Annotated in this window: 13 protein-coding genes and 1 pseudogene; 6 read left to right on the forward strand and 8 right to left on the reverse strand. The window is 70.1% G+C overall.

The genetic code is table 11. The annotated features are described in order from the left end of the window. Positions 1-16: 16 nt before the first annotated feature. From ACVNF4_RS11000 to ACVNF4_RS11030, 7 genes are all read right to left on the reverse strand, one after another. Positions 17-832, reverse strand: coding sequence for an HpcH/HpaI aldolase/citrate lyase family protein (locus ACVNF4_RS11000; protein WP_461802546.1), 816 nt, complete (start codon positions 830-832; stop codon positions 17-19). Beyond that, positions 829-2,025 carry a CaiB/BaiF CoA transferase family protein gene (locus tag ACVNF4_RS11005; protein ID WP_461802547.1) on the reverse strand — a complete coding sequence of 399 codons (1,197 nt, stop codon included), beginning with the start codon at positions 2,023-2,025 and terminating at the stop codon, positions 829-831. Before ACVNF4_RS11005 ends, ACVNF4_RS11000 begins: the two co-directional genes overlap by 4 nt. After that, complete coding sequence (locus tag ACVNF4_RS11010; RefSeq protein WP_461802548.1) at positions 2,022-2,918, reverse strand: ribokinase; 897 nt, start codon at positions 2,916-2,918, stop codon at positions 2,022-2,024. The genes ACVNF4_RS11005 and ACVNF4_RS11010 overlap by 4 nt, the downstream gene beginning before the upstream one ends. Further along, positions 2,915-4,423 (reverse strand): ADP-ribosylglycohydrolase family protein, encoded by a 1,509-nt coding sequence (locus tag ACVNF4_RS11015; protein WP_461802549.1) that lies wholly within the window; start codon positions 4,421-4,423, stop codon positions 2,915-2,917. Before ACVNF4_RS11015 ends, ACVNF4_RS11010 begins: the two co-directional genes overlap by 4 nt. Continuing rightward, complete coding sequence (locus ACVNF4_RS11020) at positions 4,411-5,592, reverse strand: ADP-ribosylglycohydrolase family protein (protein ID WP_461802550.1); 1,182 nt, start codon at positions 5,590-5,592, stop codon at positions 4,411-4,413. The genes ACVNF4_RS11015 and ACVNF4_RS11020 overlap by 13 nt, the downstream gene beginning before the upstream one ends. An 8-nt stretch (positions 5,593-5,600) precedes the next feature. Then, positions 5,601-6,695, reverse strand: coding sequence for an ADP-ribosylglycohydrolase family protein (locus ACVNF4_RS11025; RefSeq protein WP_461802551.1), 1,095 nt, complete (start codon positions 6,693-6,695; stop codon positions 5,601-5,603). Between the two features lie 245 nt (positions 6,696-6,940). Next, entirely contained in the window at positions 6,941-7,966 is a 1,026-nt protein-coding gene (locus tag ACVNF4_RS11030; RefSeq protein ID WP_461802552.1) for an ADP-ribosylglycohydrolase family protein, read from the reverse strand. 257 nt (positions 7,967-8,223) lie between these two features. Here ACVNF4_RS11030 and ACVNF4_RS11035 point away from each other — a divergent pair, with 257 nt between their 5' ends. The 6 genes from ACVNF4_RS11035 (at position 8,224) to ACVNF4_RS11060 (ending at position 19,667) form a co-directional block, all read left to right on the forward strand. Further along, entirely contained in the window at positions 8,224-8,955 is a 732-nt protein-coding gene (locus ACVNF4_RS11035; protein ID WP_461802553.1) for a VIT1/CCC1 transporter family protein, read from the forward strand. Between the two features lie 377 nt (positions 8,956-9,332). Further along, complete coding sequence (gene gltB / locus ACVNF4_RS11040) at positions 9,333-13,925, forward strand: glutamate synthase large subunit (protein WP_461802554.1); 4,593 nt, start codon at positions 9,333-9,335, stop codon at positions 13,923-13,925. After that, complete coding sequence (locus ACVNF4_RS11045; RefSeq protein ID WP_461802555.1) at positions 13,918-15,378, forward strand: glutamate synthase subunit beta; 1,461 nt, start codon at positions 13,918-13,920, stop codon at positions 15,376-15,378. Before gltB ends, ACVNF4_RS11045 begins: the two co-directional genes overlap by 8 nt. 111 nt (positions 15,379-15,489) lie before the next feature. Then, positions 15,490-16,215, forward strand: coding sequence for a VWA domain-containing protein (locus ACVNF4_RS11050; RefSeq protein WP_461802556.1), 726 nt, complete (start codon positions 15,490-15,492; stop codon positions 16,213-16,215). Between the two features lie 592 nt (positions 16,216-16,807). Then, positions 16,808-18,427 (forward strand): cytochrome bc1 complex cytochrome b subunit, encoded by a 1,620-nt coding sequence (gene qcrB, locus ACVNF4_RS11055; protein ID WP_461802557.1) that lies wholly within the window; start codon positions 16,808-16,810, stop codon positions 18,425-18,427. A gap of 82 nt (positions 18,428-18,509) precedes the next feature. Continuing rightward, the gene (locus tag ACVNF4_RS11060; protein ID WP_461802558.1) at positions 18,510-19,667 is read left to right on the forward strand and encodes an acetyl-CoA C-acetyltransferase; all 1,158 of its coding nucleotides are present in this window, start codon (positions 18,510-18,512) and stop codon (positions 19,665-19,667) included. Positions 19,668-19,673: 6 nt separating this feature from the next. On the opposite strand, the pseudogene ACVNF4_RS11065 reads toward ACVNF4_RS11060, so the two are convergent. Then, positions 19,674-19,878: pseudogene (locus ACVNF4_RS11065) on the reverse strand (hypothetical protein); the annotation flags it as partial.

Consider the following 19,878-nt stretch of genomic DNA (forward strand, 5'->3'; position numbering starts at 1 on the left):
GGGCGCCCTTCGTGTTTCAGGGGGTGATCAGGGAGAGGGTTCTGTGGGCCGCTTTCAGGATTGCCTTGTCGATGAAAGTGCCGTCGGGGAGAGCCTGGGCTCCCTCTGTTGATTCCGCTGCCTTCAGGACTGCTTCCGCCCTCTCGATCTCCTCCTGGGTGGGGAGGTAGGCCGCCTCGATGACCGGGAGTTGGCGGGGGTGGATGGCGGCTCGGCCGAGGAAGCCGAGGGCTCGGCCTTGGGCGCTGGTGGTGGCCAGGGTGGCGAGGTCGCGGGTGTGGGGGTGGACGGATTGGGGTGGGGGTGGGAGGGCGGCGGCTCGGGCGGCCACGATGGCGCGGGAACGCGGCCACGTCAGGGCGGTGTCGGACGTGGCGTTCAGGTCGGCCTTCAAGTCGGCTTCGCCCAGGGCGATTCCCTGCACGGTGGGGTGGGAGGTCGCGATGGCGTAGGCGTTCTCGATCGCCAGGGCCGATTCCAGGAGGGCGTACAGGGGGAGTTCGCGGGGGAGGGCTGTTGCCGTTCTCTTGATGTCCTGGGGGGTGTTCACCTTTGGGAGGCGCAGGGCCGATACGCCGGGGAGGGGGGCCAGGGTGGTGAGGTCGGCGTGGGACCAGGGGGTGGTGGGTGCGTTGACACGGACGTGGATTTGGTGGGGGTGCGGGTCCGTGAGGCGTTCGGCTGTCGCCGCGCGGGCGTACTGCTTGCGGTCGGGGGAGACCGCGTCTTCGAGGTCGATGATGACGACGTCGGCACCGGCGGCGAGGGCTTTGGTGACGATGTCGGGGCGGTCGCCGGGGGCGTAGAGCCAGGTGAGGGGGAACTTCCTCATACGGCGCCCGCCGCGCGCAGGGCCGCCGACTCCTGGGCGGTCAGGCCGAGTTCCGTGAGGATCGTGTCCGTGTCGGCGCCGTGCGGGCGGCCGGTCCAGCGGATCGTGCCGGGGGTGGTGGAGAGGCGGAAGAGGACGTTCTGCATGAGGACGGGGCCGAGGTCGGGGTCGTCCACGGTGGTGAGGGTGCCGAGAGCGGCGTACTGAGGATCGTGGACGATGTCCCGGACGTCCTGGACGGGGGCGATCGCCGCCTCCGCCTTCTCGAAGGCCGCGAGGACCTCGTCACGGGGGCGGGCCGCGATCCACGTGGCGACGGCGTCGTCCAGGACGTCCGCGTGGGCCGCGCGCAGGGCGCCCGTCGCGAACCAGGGTTCGTCGACGACGTCGGGGCGGCCGACCAGACGCATCACGCGTTCCGCGACGGACTGGGCGGAGGTGGAGACGGCGACCCAGGTGCCGTCGGCGGTGCGGTAGGTGTTGCGGGGGGCGTTGTTCGCGGAGCGGTTGCCGGTGCGGTGCTGGACGTGGCTGAGCTGGTCGTACCAGGTCGGCTGGGGGCCGAGGACCGTCAGGATCGGCTCGATGATCGCCATGTCGATCACCTGGCCCTCGCCCGTGCGGTCGCGGGCGGCGAGCGCCGTCATGACCGCGTACGCCGTCGCGAGGCCCGCGATGGAGTCGGCTAGGCCGAACGGCGGGAGCGTCGGGGGCGCGTCCGGCTCGCCGGTGACGGCGGCGAAACCGCTCATCGCCTCGGCGAGGGTGCCGAAGCCGGGGCGGTGGGAGGCGGGGCCGAACTGGCCGAACGCGGTGACGCGGGCGAGGACCAGGCGGGGGTTCACCGCGTGGAGTTCCTCCCAGCCGAGGTCCCAGCGCTCCAGGGTGCCGGGGCGGAAGTTCTCGATGATCACGTCCGCGGACTCGGCGAGGCGCAGGAGGGTGGCACGGCCGCCGGGGGTGGAGAGGTTCAGGGTCATCGTCCGCTTGCCCCGGCCCAGGACCGTCCACCACAGACCGATCCCGTTCTTCGACGGGCCGTGCCCCCGGGAGGGGTCCGGTCTCGTGGGGTGCTCGACCTTGATCACGTCCGCGCCGAAGTCACCCAGGAGGGTCGCGGCGAGAGGGCCCGCGAAGAGGGTGGCCAGGTCCAGGACTCGCAGGCCCTGCAAGGGAGTTGAGGTGTCGGTCATGCGGTGTAGCGCTCCTCGATCTCCTGGCGGTACGGCATCGACGTGGACGCGCCGAGGCGCTCGACCGAGAGGGACGCGGCGGCTGCCGCCCAGCGGAGGGCCTCGTGGATCGGACGCTCCTCACCGAGGGCGGTCGCCAGGGCGCCGACGAACGTGTCGCCGGCGGCCGTCGTGTCGACCGGGGTCGTGTGCGGGGCCGGGACCGCGAGGGGGGTGGGGGTGGCGCGGGTCGCGTACAGGGCGCCCGCCGCGCCGAGCGTGACGATCGCCTCCGGGACCAGGGTGAGGAGGTGCTGCGCCGCCTCCACCGGGTCCGTGCGGTCGGTGAGGGTGACCGCCTCGTACTCACCCGCCACCAACAGGTCGGTGGCGGCGAGGAGTTCGGGTGGGAGGGGTTGGAGCGGGGACGGGGTGAGGATCGTGCGGACGCCGTGCGCGCGTGCGGCGCGGGCGCCCGCGAGCACCGCCGCCATCGGGATCTCCAACTGGAGGAGGAGGGTGTCCGCCGAGGCGATCAGGGTTTCGTCGCCGGGGGCGAGGTGGTCGACCGTGCCGTTCGCGCCGGGGATGACGACGATCGCGCTGCCGCCGGCGTCGTCCACGACGATGTGGGCCGTGCCGGAAGGGGTGTTCATCGTGCGGAGGTGGTCGGTGTCGACGCCGGACTGTTCCAGGGTGGTGCGGAGGTGGGGGCCGTGGGGGTCGGTGCCGATCGCGCCGATCATCGAGACGGTCGCGCCCGCTCTGGCCGCCGCGATGGCCTGGTTGGCGCCTTTCCCTCCGGGGGTGGTGCGGAATTCCGTTCCCGTCAGGGTCTCGCCGGGGCGTGGAGGGCGGGGGGCGTGGGTGACCAGGTCCATGTTCGTGCTGCCGAGTACGACGATGTGGGTCATGGGCGGGCCGCCTCCAGGTGGGTGAGGTGGGCGAGGGTGTCGAAGCCGGTGCCGTCGAAGCCGGCGATCGAGGTGGAGAGGCGGTTCTTCAGCGGGGCCGTCCAGCGGGGTGGGGGTGGGCCCGTGAGGAGGGCGGCGATGCTGCCCGCTGTGGCGCCGTTCGAGTCGGTGTCCCAACCGCCGGACACCGTGCGGCAGATGGAGGCCGTGAAGTCGCCGTCCGCGTGGGTGAGGGCGGCGGCGATCAGGGCGGTGTTGGGGATGGCGTGGACCCAGTGGTAGTGGGCGTGGGCGGTGTGCAGGTGGTCTACGACGTCGTCGAAGTCCCTTGTGGATCGAGCCAGTTGGATTGCTTCGGTAACTGCCTTGTGCAGGCGGGAAGTCGGGGGGATCACCGTCAGGCCCGAGGCCAGGCAGGCGTGGATGTCGTGAGTGCCGGTTGTTGCCGTCGCGATGGTCGCCGCGATGAACATCGCCGCGTAGACGCCGTTCGCCGTGTGTGTCAACGTGGCGTCCCTGTATGCCTGTTCCGCTGCCGCCAGGGGGTTGCCCGGGTTGGTCCAGCCGTGCATGTCCGCGCGGATCAGGGCGCCGATCCATTCACGGAACGGGTTGTGGTGGTGGGCCGTTCGGGGCGGGTCGATGCCGGTGAGGAGGTTGCGGTAGGCGACGCGTTCCGCTGTGAAGGTGCGGCCTGCCGGGAGTTCGTCCAGCCAGAGCCTTGCCACGTCCTCCGTCGTGAAGTTCCTGCCGTGGCGTTGGAGGAGGAGCAGGTTGAGGAGGGGGTAGTTGAGGTCGTCGTCCTCCGGCATGCCGTCGATGTTCTCGGCGAGGGAGGTGGGGGCTGAGCGGCGGTTCCAAGGGTGTTGTCCGAGGAGGGAGTCGGGGACGTCCTTCGCCGTGAAGTAGGTGTTCAGGGGCCAGTTGCCGGTGGATTTGGCGAGGGCTCTGATGGCGTGGAGGGGGAGTTTTTCTACGGGTTTGCCCAGGAGACAGCCGACGGCTCTGCCTAGCCAGGCGGATTCGAGGGTTTGGGGGGTTGGGGGTGGGGTGTGGTCGGGTGCGGGTTGGTGGGTGGCTGGGGTGGGGGGCGTTTCGCTTGCCCGCGCTGGCGGGGTGCCGCTGCGCCCACCCGTGCCGCCCCTGGCGGCACGACTGCCCGCAGCTGGGGCGGGGGAGGAGAGGTGGGTGCGGGTGGGTGGGGATGCGGGGCGACTGGCCGTGGTCAGGTGGGGCAGGGTGGCTTGGAGTGTGGGCCAGTCTGTGGGTTCTGCGGCTGACAACTCGCTTGGTTGGGCTGTCAGTTCGTTCAGGAGGGTGTGGGCCAGGGGGCGGAGGTGGGGTGGGGGTGGGGTGGGGGACGTGCCTGCTCTGGTGGGGGGTTCTTCGCCGCCGGCTCTGTGCCAGCGGGCCGCGATGTCGGTGGGGTCGCGGCCGTCTTCCCTCGCCTGGCGGAGTTCGTGGCCGATGAGGTCTTCCGGCTGGAGCCAGGTCAGGCGGAGCACAGGGGGGATCCCAGGGTGGTGAAGGCGGATTCGTGGGTGCGGCGTAGGGACACGTCTCGGGCGAAGATCTCCGCGGTCACTTCGGTGAGGGTTTCGGCGGGGGTGTGGAGGTCCAACTTGCTTGCTGTCTCCACCTGTTCGGACCAGAGGGCCGGAGGGGGCGAGCCCAGTGCGCCGGACAGGGCGCCGGTCATCGTGGCGATGGAGTCGCAGTCCCGGCCGTAGTTGACGGCCCCCAGGACCGCTTGTTCGTAGTCGCCGTTCGCGATCAGCAACATGGCCAGGGCGATGGGGAGTTCCTCGATGGAGTGGAGGCGAGAGGGGCGGCGGGCGTTCAGGGAAGGGGCGCGGTAGTCGGGGCCGACCGTGTCGTACGGGGTGATGGCTTCGCGTAGAGGGAAGAGGGCTTCTTCGGGGGTGGTGTGCCTGGAGGCCGTTTCGGTGACTTTCTCGATTGCTGTTCTTGTGCCGTCCTTCGCCAAGGAGAGGCAGGTGTCGATCACTGACGTGGGGGTGGCGCCCGGGGTGCACGCCGCTGCCACCGCCGCCGCGAAGACGCCCGCCGCCTCGCGGCCGTACGAGGACTGGTGGGCGCCGGAGATGTCCAGTGCCTCCTGGTAGGCGGCCCTGGGGTTGGCCGCGTTGACCAGGCCGACCGGGGTCATGTACATCGCGGCGCCGCAGTTGACGATGTTGCCGACGCCGGCTTCGCGGGGGTCGGCGTGGGCGTAGTGGAGGCGGGTGGCGAGCCATTTCTCGGCGAGGAAGAGGCGGTGGAGGAGGAGGGTCTCCGTCTCCAGCTCCGGGATCCAGCGGGGGGTGGTCATGAGGTCCGGGACGAGGTGTTCGGCGATGGCGTGGGCGTCGAGGTGGTCGCGGACCTTCGCGTAGACCCTGATCAGGGCGTGGGTCATCAGGGTGTCGTCCGTGATGTGGCCGTTTCCCTTGTGGTACGGGGCGATCGGGCGGGCCGTGCGCCACTCGTCGCCGTTCCAGGGGCCCACGATGCCGGTCACTCTGCCGCCGTGGCGGGCGAGGATCTGGGCGGGGGAGTAGCCCTCCACCGGGCCGCCGAGCGCGTCGCCCACCGCCGCGCCGACGAGGGCGGCGGTGATGCGGTCCGCCAGGGTGGGGATGTGTGCGGGGTTTTCTGTTGTTTTGTCGTACATGGGGTGAATCATGCTCCTGTTGTTGCCGGTTGTGCGGCTTCCAGGAGTTCGGCGAGTTCGAGGAGGTCGGTGCCGGTGAGGCGCGGGAGGGTGCAGCCGGAGAGGGTGCGGGAGGTGGTGCGCCAGGTGTCCGGGACGGCCGCCGCGCCGCCGATCGCGCCGGTCAGGGCGCCGGTGAGGGCGGGGGTGGAGTCGGCGACCCGGGAGAGGCAGGTGGCTGCGGGGACGGCCTCGGCGAGGTTGCCGTGGGCGGCGAGGGAGATGGCGAGGGTGATGGGGACGGTTTCCGCCGCCGCGATGCCGTAGCTGTAGACGTGGTCGACGATCTGGTGTTCCAGGAGGGGGACCAGGGCGAACGCCGAGGGGGTGGTGGTGGCGAGGTGGAGGGCGTGGCGGGCGTTTCTGCCGATCTCCGTTTCCGGGGGGAGCTGGGTGAGGGCGGCTGCTACGCAGGTTGCGATGTCGTTGCCGGTGAGGGCCAGGGAGACGGCCGCTGCCATTGCCCTCGCGCCGTGGACCCCGTCGCCGTCCTGGGTGTAGCGGGCGTCGAACTCCGCGAGGTCCGCTGCGCGTTGGGGGTTGCCCGGGTGGGTGGTCGCGAGGACGCAGGCTCTTACACAGGCCGCGTCGTCGAAGTAGTGGGGGTTGTCGTGGCCGGTGGCCGGGGGGCGTAGGCCGGCGGCCAGGTTGCCGAGGCCGGCTCTGACGGAGATGCGGGCGCGGAGGGGGAGGTGGGCCGACTCGATCTCCTGGGCCTGCTCTGTCGCCGCCGCGACTTCTGCGGCCAGGGAGGTCCAGGTGAGGTCGATGGCGGTTCTGATGCGGTGGTCTCGGCTGAGGTCGTTGAGGGGGGAGGGGTCGGCCGCTGTGAGAAGGGTCTGGGCGGTGAGGGCCGCCCATTCCGCGTCGTCCGAGGGGCCCAGGTGGAGGGGGGCGGGGGGCTGGTTGAGGGCGATGGGGACGGGGAGGGTGGTGGTGGCGTTGTGTTCCGCGAAGGTGTCCAGTTCGCGGGTGAGGCGGCGGGTCCAGGTGGGCATGCGGGTGGCTCTGTGGCGGGAGGAAGGCCAGCCGGTGGCGTCGCCGATGGCCAGGCCCAGGAGCATGCCGGTCACTGGACGTCGGGGGGTCGGTGCGGCGCCGTCGTGGCTTGTCGCGCAGTTCCCCGCGCCCCTAAAAGACGGGGTGCTGGTTGTGGGTGGGTGCGGGTTCGTTGTGGCTTGTCGCGCTCGCGCGGCGGTAGCCGCATGTTCAGTACAGCCCCGCGCCCCTGGGGCAACTGGGGCTCGCCCAGGCTCGAATGCTCCGTCCTCTGTCGTGAGGCTCGTCGCCGGTTCCGTGCGGTCCCCCCTCACCGCTCCTCCCCACCCTCCGTCGCCAACGCGAAGTCCGCCCGTGTCGGTGTCCACTTCGTGCTCTCTGTCTGGATCAGCAGCTCGGCGACGTCGAGGACGTGGTGGCCGGCCATCTCGGGGAGGCAGGAACCCTTGGCGGGGCCGATGGCTCGGGCCCAGGTGTCGGGGATGGCGGTGATGCCTTGGGTGGCGCCGGAGAGGGCGCCGGCTACGGCGGCGGTGGTGTCGGCGTCTCTGCCCATGTTGACCGCTGTGAGGACTGAGGTCCTGAAGTCCGCGTTCGCGTGGGCGTAGGCGCCGAAAGCCAGGGCCACCGCTTCGGGGGCCAGGTCGGTCCAGGGGTAGCCGGCGATGACGACGGCGGAGCGGATGGCGCGTTCGCCCTGGTGGGAGACGGACACCGCGCGGCGCAGGGAGCGGGCTGTCCAGGAGTCGTCCGGGATCACCGCCAGGGCCGAGGCGATCACCGTGATCGGAGGGGCGCCGGTCATGGCCGCCGCTACTCCTGCCGCCACTGCCTGGCCGCCGTAGATGCCCTCGCCCTCGTGGCTCACCGAGCCGTCGATCGCCGCGAGGCGGGCTGCCTCGGCCGGGCGGCCTGCCGCGAAGACGCCGAAGACGGCCGCGCGCATGGCCAGGCCGTCGCTCCAGGCATGGCGATGCTGGGCTGTCACCGGGGCGGTGAGGCCTCGGCGGAGGTTCTCCAGGGTGCCGCGTTCGCTGAAGCCGGCGCCTCGGAAGGGGCCCTCGTCGCGGTCGGCGATCCAGGCGTGCCAGGCGGACTGGACGTGGGCCGGGGTGAGGGCGGAGCCGTGGCGGGCGAGGAGGAGGCCGGAGAGGATCGCGTACTCGGTGTCGTCGGTGCCGGCGGGGGAGTCGGTGACGTACCCGGTGATACGGCCCCAGCGGGCGCGGATCTCCGAGGGGCGCAGGTTCTCGGCGGGGGCGCCCAGCGCGTCGCCGACGGCCAGACCCAGCAGAGCGCCCCGCGCGCGTTCTCGCGGCGCTGCGATGGACGGCATAGGTGAACCTCCTCAGACACGGTGACGGTTCGATCTGTCCCACCATTGGCGGTTGACCTCAGCCTCCGATTCCCTTTTGTCACCCGGACGACTTCTGAGCGCCAATAGGTTCGAATGAGCGTTCACCTGTAAAACCCCAGCTAAGCCCAGCCTTTCCTTGCTGGCGGACCGGGAATGACCGACGTAGCCTCAGTGCTGTAAAGATTTAGAACTTGTCCAAAGTTAGCTTTGGCTTAGCTTCCTGGGGGTACCTCGGAATGGCTCTCATCGACGTCCAGGCGCCGCTGCACGAGGCGCACCGCGACAACCACACGCACCGGGACGTCAACGGCGGCTGGCTGCGGCCCGCCGTGTTCGGGGCGATGGACGGACTCGTCTCCAACCTCGCGCTGATGACCGGCGTCGCGGGCGGCGACCTCGGGCACCAGGCCGTCGTCCTCACCGGTCTCGCGGGGCTCGCGGCCGGTGCCTTCTCGATGGCGGCGGGCGAATACACGTCGGTGGCCTCGCAGCGGGAGCTGGTGGAGGCGGAGCTGGACGTCGAGCGCGGGCAGCTCAGGAGTCACCCGGCGGACGAGGAGGCCGAGCTGGCCGCGCTGTACGAGGCGCGGGGTGTGGACGCGCCGCTCGCCAAGGAGGTCGCCCGGCAGTTGTCGCGTGATCCCGAGATGGCGCTGGAGATCCATGCGCGGGAGGAGCTGGGGATCGACCCCTCCGACCTGCCCTCGCCGCTCGTCGCCGCCGTCTCGTCGTTCGGGGCGTTCGCACTGGGCGCGCTGCTGCCCGTGCTGCCGTATCTGCTGGGGGCGAGCGCGCTGTGGCCGGCCGTGCTCGTCGCGCTCGTCGGGCTCTTCCTGTGCGGGGCCGTCGTCGCGCGCGTGACCGCGCGGACCTGGTGGTACAGCGGGCTGCGGCAGTTGGTGCTGGGCGGGGCGGCGGCGGGTGTGACGTACGTCCTGGGCACTTTGTTCGGTACGGCCGTAGGATAGTGGAGCTGCTAGTTATGCGAGGGACCGTATAAATAGCCGTTACTCGCTGGTTTCGAATGCGTGACCACCGGGCATGAGCCGTAAGCGCTGTGGGCAACGACGCCCGCGGCTCACGCGCGGGACGGGTGAAGACGCCCCTTCCGTACCTCCCCCAGGGTCGACGGACACCGATCTGTCCCGCTCGCCCCCACACATTTTCAGCCGCCTCGCGCGGCACCCGCCGCACCCCCACGGCGTCCGCATGTTGGAACGGTGTATCCACTTCCCGAGAACCGCCCCATCATGTAACCTGCACGAAATTTTGCACTTACGCAGAGGGCCAACGTCGTCCCTCGGCAACGCAGACATTGCCACTTGAGACGACGACGGGAGAGCCGATGCGTACGCCGCGCCAGCCGTCCCAGCACTCCGCGAATGGCCGAAACTGGTCCTTCATGGATGCTCGCCCTGCCGCGCAGGGTATGTACGACCCCCGCGACGAGCACGACGCCTGCGGCGTCGGCTTCGTGGCCACCCTCACCGGTGAGGCGAGCCACACGCTGGTCGAGCAGGCGCTGACCGTTCTGCGCAACCTCGAACACCGCGGCGCCACCGGCTCCGAACCCGACTCGGGGGACGGCGCGGGCATCCTCACCCAGGTCCCGGACGCGTTCTTCCGCGAGGTCGCCGGTTTCGAGCTGCCCGCCGCCGGTTCCTACGCCGTCGGCATCGCCTTCCTCCCGGAGGACGGCACCGACACCGCCGTCTCGCGGATCGAGACGATCGCCGGCGAAGAGGGCCTCACCGTCCTCGGCTGGCGCGAGGTCCCGGTCGCCCCCGGACTCCTCGGCGCCACCGCCCGCTCCACGATGCCCGCCTTCCGCGAGGTCTTCGTCACCGACGGCGAGTCCGAGGGCATCGTCCTCGACCGCAAGGCGTTCGCGCTGCGCAAGCGCGCCGAGCGCGAGGCCGGCGTCTACTTCCCGTCGCTGTCCGCGCGGACCATCGTCCACAAGGGCATGCTCACCACCGGCCAGCTGGAGCCGTTCTTCCCGGACCTCTCCGACCGCCGCTTCGCCTCGGCCGTCGCGCTCGTCCACTCCCGGTTCTCCACGAACACCTTCCCGTCGTGGCCGCTCGCCCACCCCTACCGGTTCGTCGCGCACAACGGTGAGATCAACACCGTCAAGGGCAACCGCAACTGGATGGTGGCCCGCGAATCGCAGCTCGTCTCCGACCTGTTCGGCGACAAGGGCATCGAGCGGATCTTCCCGATCTGCACCCCCGACGCCTCCGACTCCGCCTCCTTCGACGAGGTCCTGGAGCTGCTCCACCTCGGCGGACGGTCCCTCCCGCACTCCGTGCTGATGATGATCCCGGAGGCGTGGGAGAACCACGACTCCATGGACCCCGCCCGGCGCGCGTTCTACCAGTTCCACTCCACGCTGATGGAGCCCTGGGACGGCCCCGCCTGCGTCACCTTCACCGACGGCACCCAGGTCGGCGCGGTCCTCGACCGCAACGGCCTGCGCCCCGGCCGCTACTGGGTCACCGACGACGGCCTCGTCGTCCTCGGCTCCGAGGTCGGCGTCCTCGACATCGACCCCGCGAAGGTCGTCCGCAAGGGCCGCCTCCAGCCCGGCAAGATGTTCCTCGTCGACACCGCCGAGCACCGCATCATCGAGGACGACGAGATCAAGGCCGGCCTCGCCGCCGAGGCCCCGTACGCCGAGTGGCTGGAGGCCGGTGAGATCGAGCTGGGCGACCTGCCCGAGCGCGAGCACATCGTCCACACCCACGCCTCCGTCACCCGCCGCCAGCAGACCTTCGGCTACACCGAGGAAGAGCTGCGCGTCATCCTCGCCCCGATGGCCAAGGCCGGCGCCGAGCCCATCGGCTCCATGGGGACGGACTCGCCGATCGCCGCGCTGTCCGCGCGCCCGCGCCTGCTGTTCGACTACTTCACGCAGCTCTTCGCGCAGGTCACCAACCCGCCGCTGGACGCCATCCGCGAGGAACTCGTCACCTCCCTGCGCTCCTCCCTGGGCCCGCAGGGCAACCTCCTCGACCCGAGCGCCGCCTCCTGTCGTACCGTCACCCTGCCGTTCCCGGTGATCGACAACGACGAGCTGGCCAAGCTCATCCACATCAACGCCGACGGCGACATGCCCGGCTTCAAGGCCGCGACCCTCTCCGGCCTGTACCGCGTCTCCGGCGGCGGCGACACCCTCGCCGCCCGCATCGAGGAGATCTGCGCCGAGGCCGACGCCGCCATCGACAACGGCGCCCGCCTGATCGTCCTGTCCGACCGGCACTCCGACGCCGAGCACGCGCCGATCCCCTCGCTGCTGCTCACCGCCGCCGTCCACCACCACCTCATCCGCACCAAGCAGCGCACCCAGGTGGGCCTGCTGGTCGAGGCCGGGGACGTCCGCGAGGTCCACCACGTCGCCCTGCTGATCGGCTTCGGCGCTGCCGCCGTCAACCCGTACCTCGCGATGGAGTCCGTCGAGGACCTCGTCCGCGCCGGGACCTTCCTCTCGGACATCGAGCCCGAGCAGGCCATCCGCAACCTGATCTACGCGCTCGGCAAGGGCGTCCTCAAGGTCATGTCCAAGATGGGCATCTCCACCGTCGCCTCCTACCGCGGCGCCCAGGTCTTCGAGGCCGTCGGCCTGGACGACGCGTTCGTCGGCGAGTACTTCAACGGCACCGCCACCAAGATCGGCGGCGTCGGCATCGACGTCGTCGCCCAGGAGGTCGCCGCCCGGCACGCCAAGGCGTACCCCGCCTCCGGCATCGCCCCGGCGCACCGCGCGCTGGAGATAGGCGGCGAGTACCAGTGGCGCCGCGAGGGCGAGCCGCACCTCTTCGACCCGGAGACGGTCTTCCGCCTCCAGCACTCCACGCGCTCCGGCCGCTACGACATCTTCAAGAAGTACACGGACCGCGTGAACGAGCAGTCCGAGCGCCTCATGACGCTGCGCGGCCTCTTCGGCTTCAACTCCGGCCGGCCGTCGATCCCCCTCGACGAGGTCGAGTCCGTCGAGGACATCGTCAAGCGGTTCTCCACCGGCGCCATGTCCTACGGCTCCATCTCGCTGGAAGCCCACGAGACCCTCGCCATCGCCATGAACCAGCTGGGCGCCAAGTCCAACACCGGTGAGGGCGGCGAGGACCCGGAGCGCCTGTACGACCCGGCACGCCGCTCCGCGATCAAGCAGGTCGCCTCCGGCCGCTTCGGCGTGACCTCCGAGTACCTGGTCAACGCGGACGACATCCAGATCAAGATGGCCCAGGGCGCCAAGCCCGGCGAGGGCGGTCAGCTCCCCGGCCACAAGGTCTACCCGTGGGTCGCCAAGACCCGGCACTCGACGCCGGGCGTCGGCCTCATCTCGCCGCCGCCGCACCACGACATCTACTCCATCGAGGACCTGGCTCAGCTGATCCACGACCTCAAGAACGCCAACCCGAAGGCCCGCATCCACGTGAAGCTGGTCTCCGAGGTCGGCGTGGGGACCGTCGCGGCCGGTGTCTCCAAGGCCCACGCGGACGTCGTCCTCATCTCCGGGCACGACGGTGGTACGGGCGCGTCGCCGCTGACGTCCCTCAAGCACGCTGGTGGGCCTTGGGAGTTGGGGCTCGCCGAGACGCAGCAGACCTTGCTTTTGAACGGCCTGCGCGACCGGATCGTCGTCCAGACCGACGGGCAGCTCAAGACCGGCCGTGACGTCGTGATCGCCGCGCTGCTCGGCGCCGAGGAGTTCGGGTTCGCGACCGCGCCGCTCGTCGTCTCCGGCTGCGTCATGATGCGCGTCTGCCACCTCGACACCTGCCCCGTCGGCATCGCCACGCAGAACCCCGTCCTGCGCGACCGGTTCGCCGGCAAGGCCGAGTACGTCGTCAACTTCTTCAAGTTCATCGCCGAAGAAGTCCGCGAGATCCTCGCCGAACTGGGCTTCCGGACGATCGAGGAGGCCGTCGGCCGCGCCGAGGTCCTCGACGTCGAGCGCGCCGTCGACCACTGGAAGGCGCAGGGCCTCGACCTGGCCCCGCTCTTCCACGTCCCCGCGCTGCCCGAGGGCGCCGTCCGCCACCAGACGGTCCTTCAGGACCACGGCCTGGAGAAGGCGCTCGACAACGAGCTGATCAAGCTCGCCGCCGACGCCCTCGCCGCCACCGACGCGACGTCCGCGCAGCCGGTGCGCGCACAGATCAAGGTCCGCAACATCAACCGCACCGTCGGGACGATGCTCGGACACGAGGTGACCAAGAAGTTCGGCGGCGCCGGGCTCCCCGACGACACCATCGACGTCACCTTCACCGGCTCCGCCGGCCAGTCCTTCGGCGCGTTCCTGCCGCGCGGCGTCACGCTGCGCCTGGAGGGCGACGCGAACGACTACGTCGGCAAGGGCCTCTCCGGCGGCCGGGTGATCGTCCGTCCCGACCGGGGCGCCGACCACCTCGCCGAGTACTCCACCATCGCGGGCAACACCATCGCGTACGGCGCGACCGGCGGGGAGCTGTTCCTGCGCGGGCGCACCGGCGAGCGGTTCTGTGTCCGCAACTCGGGCGCGCTGGTCGTCTCCGAGGGCGTCGGCGACCACGGCTGCGAGTACATGACCGGCGGTCACGCGGTCGTCCTCGGCGAGACGGGACGCAACTTCGCGGCCGGCATGTCCGGTGGCATCGCGTACGTCATCGACCTGAACCGGGACAACGTCAACGCCGGGAACCTCGACGCGGTCGAGGAGCTGTCGGCGGACGACAAGCAGTGGCTGCACGGTGTCGTGCGCCGCCACGCCGAGGAGACCGGGTCCACGGTCGCCGGGAAGCTGCTCGCCGACTGGGACGCGTCGGCCGCGCGCTTCAGCAAGATCATCCCCAGCACGTACAAGGCAGTGCTCGCCGCCAAGGACGCCGCCGAGCAGGCGGGACTCTCCGAGTCCGAGATCACCGAGAAGATGATGGAGGCGGCGACCAATGGCTGACCCGAAGGGCTTCCTGAATCACGGCCGTGAGGTCGCCAAGTCCCGCCCCGTCGACGTGCGTCTCAAGGACTGGAACGAGGTCTACGTCCCCGGCTCGCTGCTGCCGATCATCAGCAAGCAGGCCAGCCGGTGCATGGACTGCGGCATCCCCTTCTGCCACAACGGCTGTCCCCTCGGGAACCTCATCCCCGAGTGGAACGACTACGCCTACCGCGAGGACTGGACGGCGGCCTCCGAGCGGCTGCACGCCACCAACAACTTCCCCGAGTTCACCGGGCGGCTCTGCCCGGCTCCGTGCGAGTCGGCGTGTGTCCTGGGCATCAACCAGCCCGCCGTCACCATCAAGAACGTCGAAGTCTCCATCATCGACAAGGCGTGGGACGCCGGTACCGTCGCCCCGCAGGCGCCCGAGCGGCTCTCCGGCAAGACCGTCGCCGTCATCGGCTCAGGACCTGCCGGGCTCGCCGCCGCGCAGCAGCTCACCCGCGCCGGGCACACCGTCGCCGTGTACGAGCGCGCCGACCGGATCGGGGGGCTTCTGCGGTACGGCATCCCCGAGTTCAAGATGGAGAAGCGGCACATCAACCGGCGCATCGAGCAGATGCGGGCGGAGGGGACGCGGTTCCGGACCGGCATCGAGATCGGGCGCGACCTCAAGGCGACCGACCTGAAGAAGCGGTACGACGCCGTCGTCATCGCGGCCGGGGCGACCACCGCGCGCGATCTTCCCGTCCCCGGGCGGGAGTTGAAGGGCGTCCACCAGGCCATGGAGTACCTGCCCTTGGCCAACAAGGTGCAGGAGGGGGACTACGTTGTCTCCCCCATCACCGCCGAGGGCAAGCACGTCGTCGTCATCGGCGGTGGTGACACCGGGGCGGACTGCGTCGGTACCGCGCACCGTCAAGGGGCCGCGTCCGTCACGCAGTTGGAGATCATGCCGCGGCCCGGTGAGGAGCGTTCGGCCGGGCAGCCCTGGCCCACGTTCCCCATGCTGTACAAGGTGACCTCCGCGCACGAGGAGGGCGGTGAGCGGGTCTACTCCGTCTCCACCACGCACTTCGAGGGTGACGAAGAGGGCAACGTGCAGTGGCTGCACCTCGTCGAAGTCGAGTTCGTCGAGGGGAAGTTGACGCAGAAGGCCGGAACCGAGCGGAAGATTCCCGCCCAACTCGTCACGCTGGCCATGGGGTTCACCGGGACCGACCGGGAGAACGGGCTCGTCGAGCAGTTCGGGCTCGAACTGGACGAGCGCGGGAACGTCGCCCGTGACGCCGAGTTCGCCACCAACGTGCCGGGCGTGTTCGTGGCCGGTGACGCCGGGCGCGGACAGTCGCTCATCGTGTGGGCGATCGCCGAGGGGCGGTCCGCTGCGCGGGGCTGCGACCGGTTCCTTACGGGGGCCAGCGAGCTGCCGGCTCCCATTCGGCCGACGGACCGTTCGCTGATGGTCTGACGGTCACTCAATAGACGTCCCGTACAACGGCGTACGGAACACCAGACGGCGCCTGCCCTGTCCCCGACCGGACGAATGGGCAGGCGCCGCCGTTTGTCTAGAGTGAGCGGCATGGTCGCGATCAGCCTCAGCAAGGTTCAAGAAGCCGCCCCCGCGCTCGTCTCCCTCTACAAACGCGCCGGCGTTTCTCTCGACAAGTACGGACTCGCAGGCCAGCGCGCTGCCGTGTACCTCGTCGTCGACTACTCCGGGTCCATGAGGCCGTACTACAAGAACGGCACCGTACAGGCCCTCGCCGACCGGGTGTTGAGCCTTGCCGCGCATCTCGACGACGACGGGATCGTGCCGGTGGTGGTGTTCTCCACCGACATCGACGCCGAGGCTGAACTCGCGTTGGACGAGCACGCAGGCGCTGTCGAGCGGATCGTCTCCAAGCTTGGGCACATGGGGAAGACCAGCTATCACCTGGCCATGGACGCGGTCATCGATCACTACCTCGACAGCGGCGCCACCGATCCGGCCCTCGTCGTGTTCCAGACCGATGGCGGCCCCACCAGCCGGCCCGCCGCCGAGCGGTACCTCTGCAAGGCCGCCCGGATTCCGATGTTCTGGCAGTTCGTGGGGTTCGGGAATCGCCGGAGTTCACAGTTCGACTTTCTGCGGAAGCTGGACGAACTGCCGGTGCCGGACAAGCGGGTTGTCGACAACGCCGGTTTCTTTCACGCCGGTTCGGATCCCCGGAGGATGCCGGACGACGAGTTGTACGACCGGCTGGTGGGGGAGTTCTCGAAGTGGCTGGTGGAGGGGAGGAGCGCCGGGGTCATCCGATCTGCTTGAACTGGTCCTCCGTGAGGGAGAGTTGGGGGGGTTGTGTTCGTGTCGCCCAGGGAGGCCGGGAAGTAGGGGATGAAGGCGATGCCTTGGGCGGCGGTGTGGTCGAGGACCGGTTCGTGGGTGCGGTCGGCGAGGGATGCGGTCCGCGCGCAGGCGGCGCAGGCTCAGTTCGGCCTGCTGGCGGAGGTAGGCGGGGTGGCCCAGGGGGATCCACTCCGTGGGGCTGGGGCGCAGGTTGCCCGTCTTCGTCGCGATGGCGACCTCGTCGCCGTATGGGCGCAGCGATCGATGCGAGGGGGCCACCGTGCGGCTGCTGAGGTACTGCGAGGAACAGGGGCTGCTCGACGCGCGGCGCACGCACCCGTCGTCGTCCACCGCATCCGCAACCTGCTGGACGCCGGGCTGCCCACCCGGGTGATCCGTGAAGTGCTGGACTGTGTGTGCGGTTCCGAGGTGGAGGTCGAGCCGTGTCTCACCCCGCTGCTGCGGGACCCGGGACTCCCTCGCGAGGCTGCTCGCGCCTCTGACGTAACATCAACTTCCTGTTGTGGACGCGCTGTTGGCGGGAAGCGGTGTGCGTGTCACCCTGTGGTGCATGGCTGACGGGGAACGCGCGGACAGCAAGGGCAAGGGCGAGAGTTTCGCCGACTGGGCCGACGGACGGCTGGGGATCTACTCCCTGGCCAAGGCCAACCTGCGGAAGGTGTTCCCGGACCACTGGTCGTTCATGCTGGGAGAGGTCTGCCTCTACAGCTTCATCGTGCTGATCCTGACCGGTGTCTACCTGACGCTGTTCTTCGACCCCAGCAGCTCCGAGGTCGTCTACAACGGCACCTACACCCCGCTCAACGGCATCAGCATGACCGAGGCGTACCGGTCGACGCTGGACATCAGTTTCGACGTCCGCGGCGGTCTGCTGATCCGGCAGATCCACCACTGGGCGGCGCTGGTGTTCGTCGCCGGGATGCTGATCCACATGATGCGGGTGTTCTTCACCGGCGCGTTCCGCAAGCCCCGTGAGCTCAACTGGTTGTTCGGGTGGACCCTGTTGTTCCTGGGGATCATCACGGGGCTGACCGGCTACTCGCTGCCGGACGACCTGCTGTCCGGCACCGGTCTCCGGTTCGCGGACGGCGCGATCCTCGCGATCCCGGTCGTCGGGACATACATCTCGTTCTTCCTGTTCGGCGGCGAGTGGCCCGGCGTCGACTTCATCTCGCGGCTCTACCCGATCCACATCCTGCTGCTGCCCGGCATCATGCTGGGCCTGGTCGTCGCCCACCTGATCCTGGTCTTCTACCACAAGCACACGCAGTACCCCGGCCCCGGCAAGACGCAGAAGTCCGTGGTCGGGATGCCGTTCATGCCGGTGTACATGGCGAAGGCGGGCGGCTTCTTCTTCCTCGTCTTCGGGGTGCTCGCGCTGATGGGCGGCCTCGCCACCATCAACCCCGTGTGGGCGTTCGGCCCTTACCGCCCCGACCTCGTGACGACCGGCGCGCAGCCCGACTGGTACCTCGGGTTCTCCGAGGGGCTGATCCGCGTGATGCCGGCCTGGGAGATCGACGGGTGGGGCCACACACTCCAGTTGGGCGTCTTCATCCCCTTCACGCTGTTCCCGCTGATCCTCGTCGCCCTCGGCGTCTATCCGTTCGTCGAGGCGTGGATCACCGGCGACAAACGGGAGCACCACCTCCTCGACCGGCCCCGGAACGTCCCCGTCCGTACGGGACTCGGCGTCGCCTGGCTCAGCCTGTACGGCGTCCTGCTGATCGGCGGCGGCAACGACATCGTCGCCACGCACCTCCACCTGTCGATCAACCACATCACCTGGTTCGTCCGCGTCGGCGTCTTCGTGGTCCCCGTCCTCGCCTTCATCCTCACCAAACGCATCTGCATGGGCCTCCAACGCGCCGACCGGGAGCGGGTGTTGCACGGCAGGGAGACCGGCACGCTCAAACTCCTCCCGCACGGCGAGTACATCGAGGTCCACGAACCCCTCGGCCGGGCCCAGTTGCACACCCTCACCCAGCACGACCAGCCGAAGCCGTACGAGATCGGCGCGCTCGTCGACCACAACGGGGTCCGGCGGAAGGTGAGCGTCGTGCAGCGGGTGCGGGCGCGGCTCGCGACGGCGATGTTCGGGCCGGAGGCGCGGATCGAGAAACCGACGGAGAAGGAGTACAAGGAACTGACGCGGGGCGGGCACCACTGAGCATGTGCCTTCCCTAGCAAGCGCTTGGTGGGTATGGTGCTGCGGCCCGCCGTCCACCGGGGAGTTCGCCAGGGAGTCCGTCATGGCCGAGGCATACATCGTCGAAGCGGTCCGCACGCCGATCGGGAAGCGGAAGGGAGGACTCGGCGCCGTCCACCCGGCCGACCTCGGGGCACATGTCCTCAAAGAGCTGATGCGGCGCACCGGCGTCGACCCCGCCGCCGTCGAGGACGTCGTCTTCGGCTGCCTGGACGCGGTCGGCCCGCAGGCCGGGGACATCGCCCGGACCTGCTGGCTCGCCGCCGGTCTCCCCGAGGAGGTGCCCGGGGTGACCGTCGACCGGCAGTGCGGCTCCTCCCAACAGGCCCTGCACTTCGCCGCCCAGGGGGTCATGTCCGGGACGCAGGACCTCGTGGTCGCGGGCGGCGTGCAGAACATGACGCAGATCCCGATCGCCTACGCGACCCGGCAGGCGGCCGTCGAACTCGGCTTCACCGAGGGGCCGTTCGCGGGCAGCGAGGGGTGGCGGGCGCGGTACGGGAACCGGCCCGTCAACCAGTTCGCGGGCGCCGAGATGATCGCCGCGAAGTGGGGGATCAGCCGGGAGGACCAGGAGGAGTTCGCGCTCACCTCCCACCGGCGGGCCGTACGGGCCATCGACGAAGGGCGGTTCGCGCGCGAGACCGTGCCCTGCAACGGGGTCGACACCGACGAGGGGCCCCGGCGGGACACCTCCGCCGAGAAGATGGCCGCCCTCAAGCCCGTCATCGACGGCGGGACCGTCACCGCCGCCTGCTCCTCCCAGGTCTCCGACGGCGCCGCCGCGATGCTCATCGCCTCCGAACACGCCGTCCGGGAACACGGGTTGACGCCCCGCGCCCGCGTCCACCACCTCTCGGTGCGCGGCGAGGACCCGATCCGGATGCTCACGGCACCCATTCCGGCGACCGCCCACGCCCTGAAGAAGACGGGTCTGACGCTGGATCAGATCGACCTCGTCGAGATCAACGAGGCGTTCGCACCGGTGGTGTTGGCGTGGCTGAAGGAGACCGGGGCCGACCCGGAGAAGGTCAACGTCAACGGGGGCGCGATCGCGCTGGGGCATCCGCTGGGGGCGACCGGGGTGCGGCTCATGACGACGCTGCTGCACGAACTGGAACGCACGGGAGGGCGGTTCGGGTTGCAGACGATGTGTGAGGGCGGGGGACAGGCCAACGTCACCGTCGTCGAACGGCTGTGACCCGCTCTACGTGTCGCACTCCAGCACCGTCCGGCACAACCCGCACCGCGCCCGCACCCGCCCCCGCACCGGCACCCTGATCCGCTGATGGCACGTCGGACACGGGAAACTCACCCGCAGCGGCGCCCCCGCCGCCCCCGGCGAGAACGAGTACGGCGTACCCGGCGCCGCGTGCGCCTGCCTGCGGTCGCGGGCGTAGCGGCGGCGCCCC

It is taken from the genome of Streptomyces sp. S6, from assembly GCF_054880855.1.

Excerpts from the sequence above, each read along its gene's own strand:
- ACVNF4_RS11000 (WP_461802546.1), bottom strand. The coding sequence starts at position 832 with ATGAGGAAGTTCCCCCTCACCTGGCTCTACGCCCCCGGCGACCGCCCC.
- ACVNF4_RS11005 (WP_461802547.1), bottom strand. The coding sequence starts at position 2,025 with ATGACCGACACCTCAACTCCCTTGCAGGGCCTGCGAGTCCTGGACCTG.
- ACVNF4_RS11010 (WP_461802548.1), bottom strand. The coding sequence starts at position 2,918 with ATGACCCACATCGTCGTACTCGGCAGCACGAACATGGACCTGGTCACC.
- ACVNF4_RS11020 (WP_461802550.1), bottom strand. The coding sequence starts at position 5,592 with ATGTACGACAAAACAACAGAAAACCCCGCACACATCCCCACCCTGGCG.
- ACVNF4_RS11025 (WP_461802551.1), bottom strand. The coding sequence starts at position 6,695 with ATGCTCCTGGGCCTGGCCATCGGCGACGCCACCGGCTGGCCTTCCTCC.
- ACVNF4_RS11030 (WP_461802552.1), bottom strand. The coding sequence starts at position 7,966 with ATGCCGTCCATCGCAGCGCCGCGAGAACGCGCGCGGGGCGCTCTGCTG.
- ACVNF4_RS11035 (WP_461802553.1), top strand. The coding sequence starts at position 8,224 with ATGGCTCTCATCGACGTCCAGGCGCCGCTGCACGAGGCGCACCGCGAC.
- gltB (WP_461802554.1), top strand. The coding sequence starts at position 9,333 with ATGCGTACGCCGCGCCAGCCGTCCCAGCACTCCGCGAATGGCCGAAAC.
- ACVNF4_RS11045 (WP_461802555.1), top strand. The coding sequence starts at position 13,918 with ATGGCTGACCCGAAGGGCTTCCTGAATCACGGCCGTGAGGTCGCCAAG.
- ACVNF4_RS11050 (WP_461802556.1), top strand. The coding sequence starts at position 15,490 with ATGGTCGCGATCAGCCTCAGCAAGGTTCAAGAAGCCGCCCCCGCGCTC.
- qcrB (WP_461802557.1), top strand. The coding sequence starts at position 16,808 with ATGGCTGACGGGGAACGCGCGGACAGCAAGGGCAAGGGCGAGAGTTTC.
- ACVNF4_RS11060 (WP_461802558.1), top strand. The coding sequence starts at position 18,510 with ATGGCCGAGGCATACATCGTCGAAGCGGTCCGCACGCCGATCGGGAAG.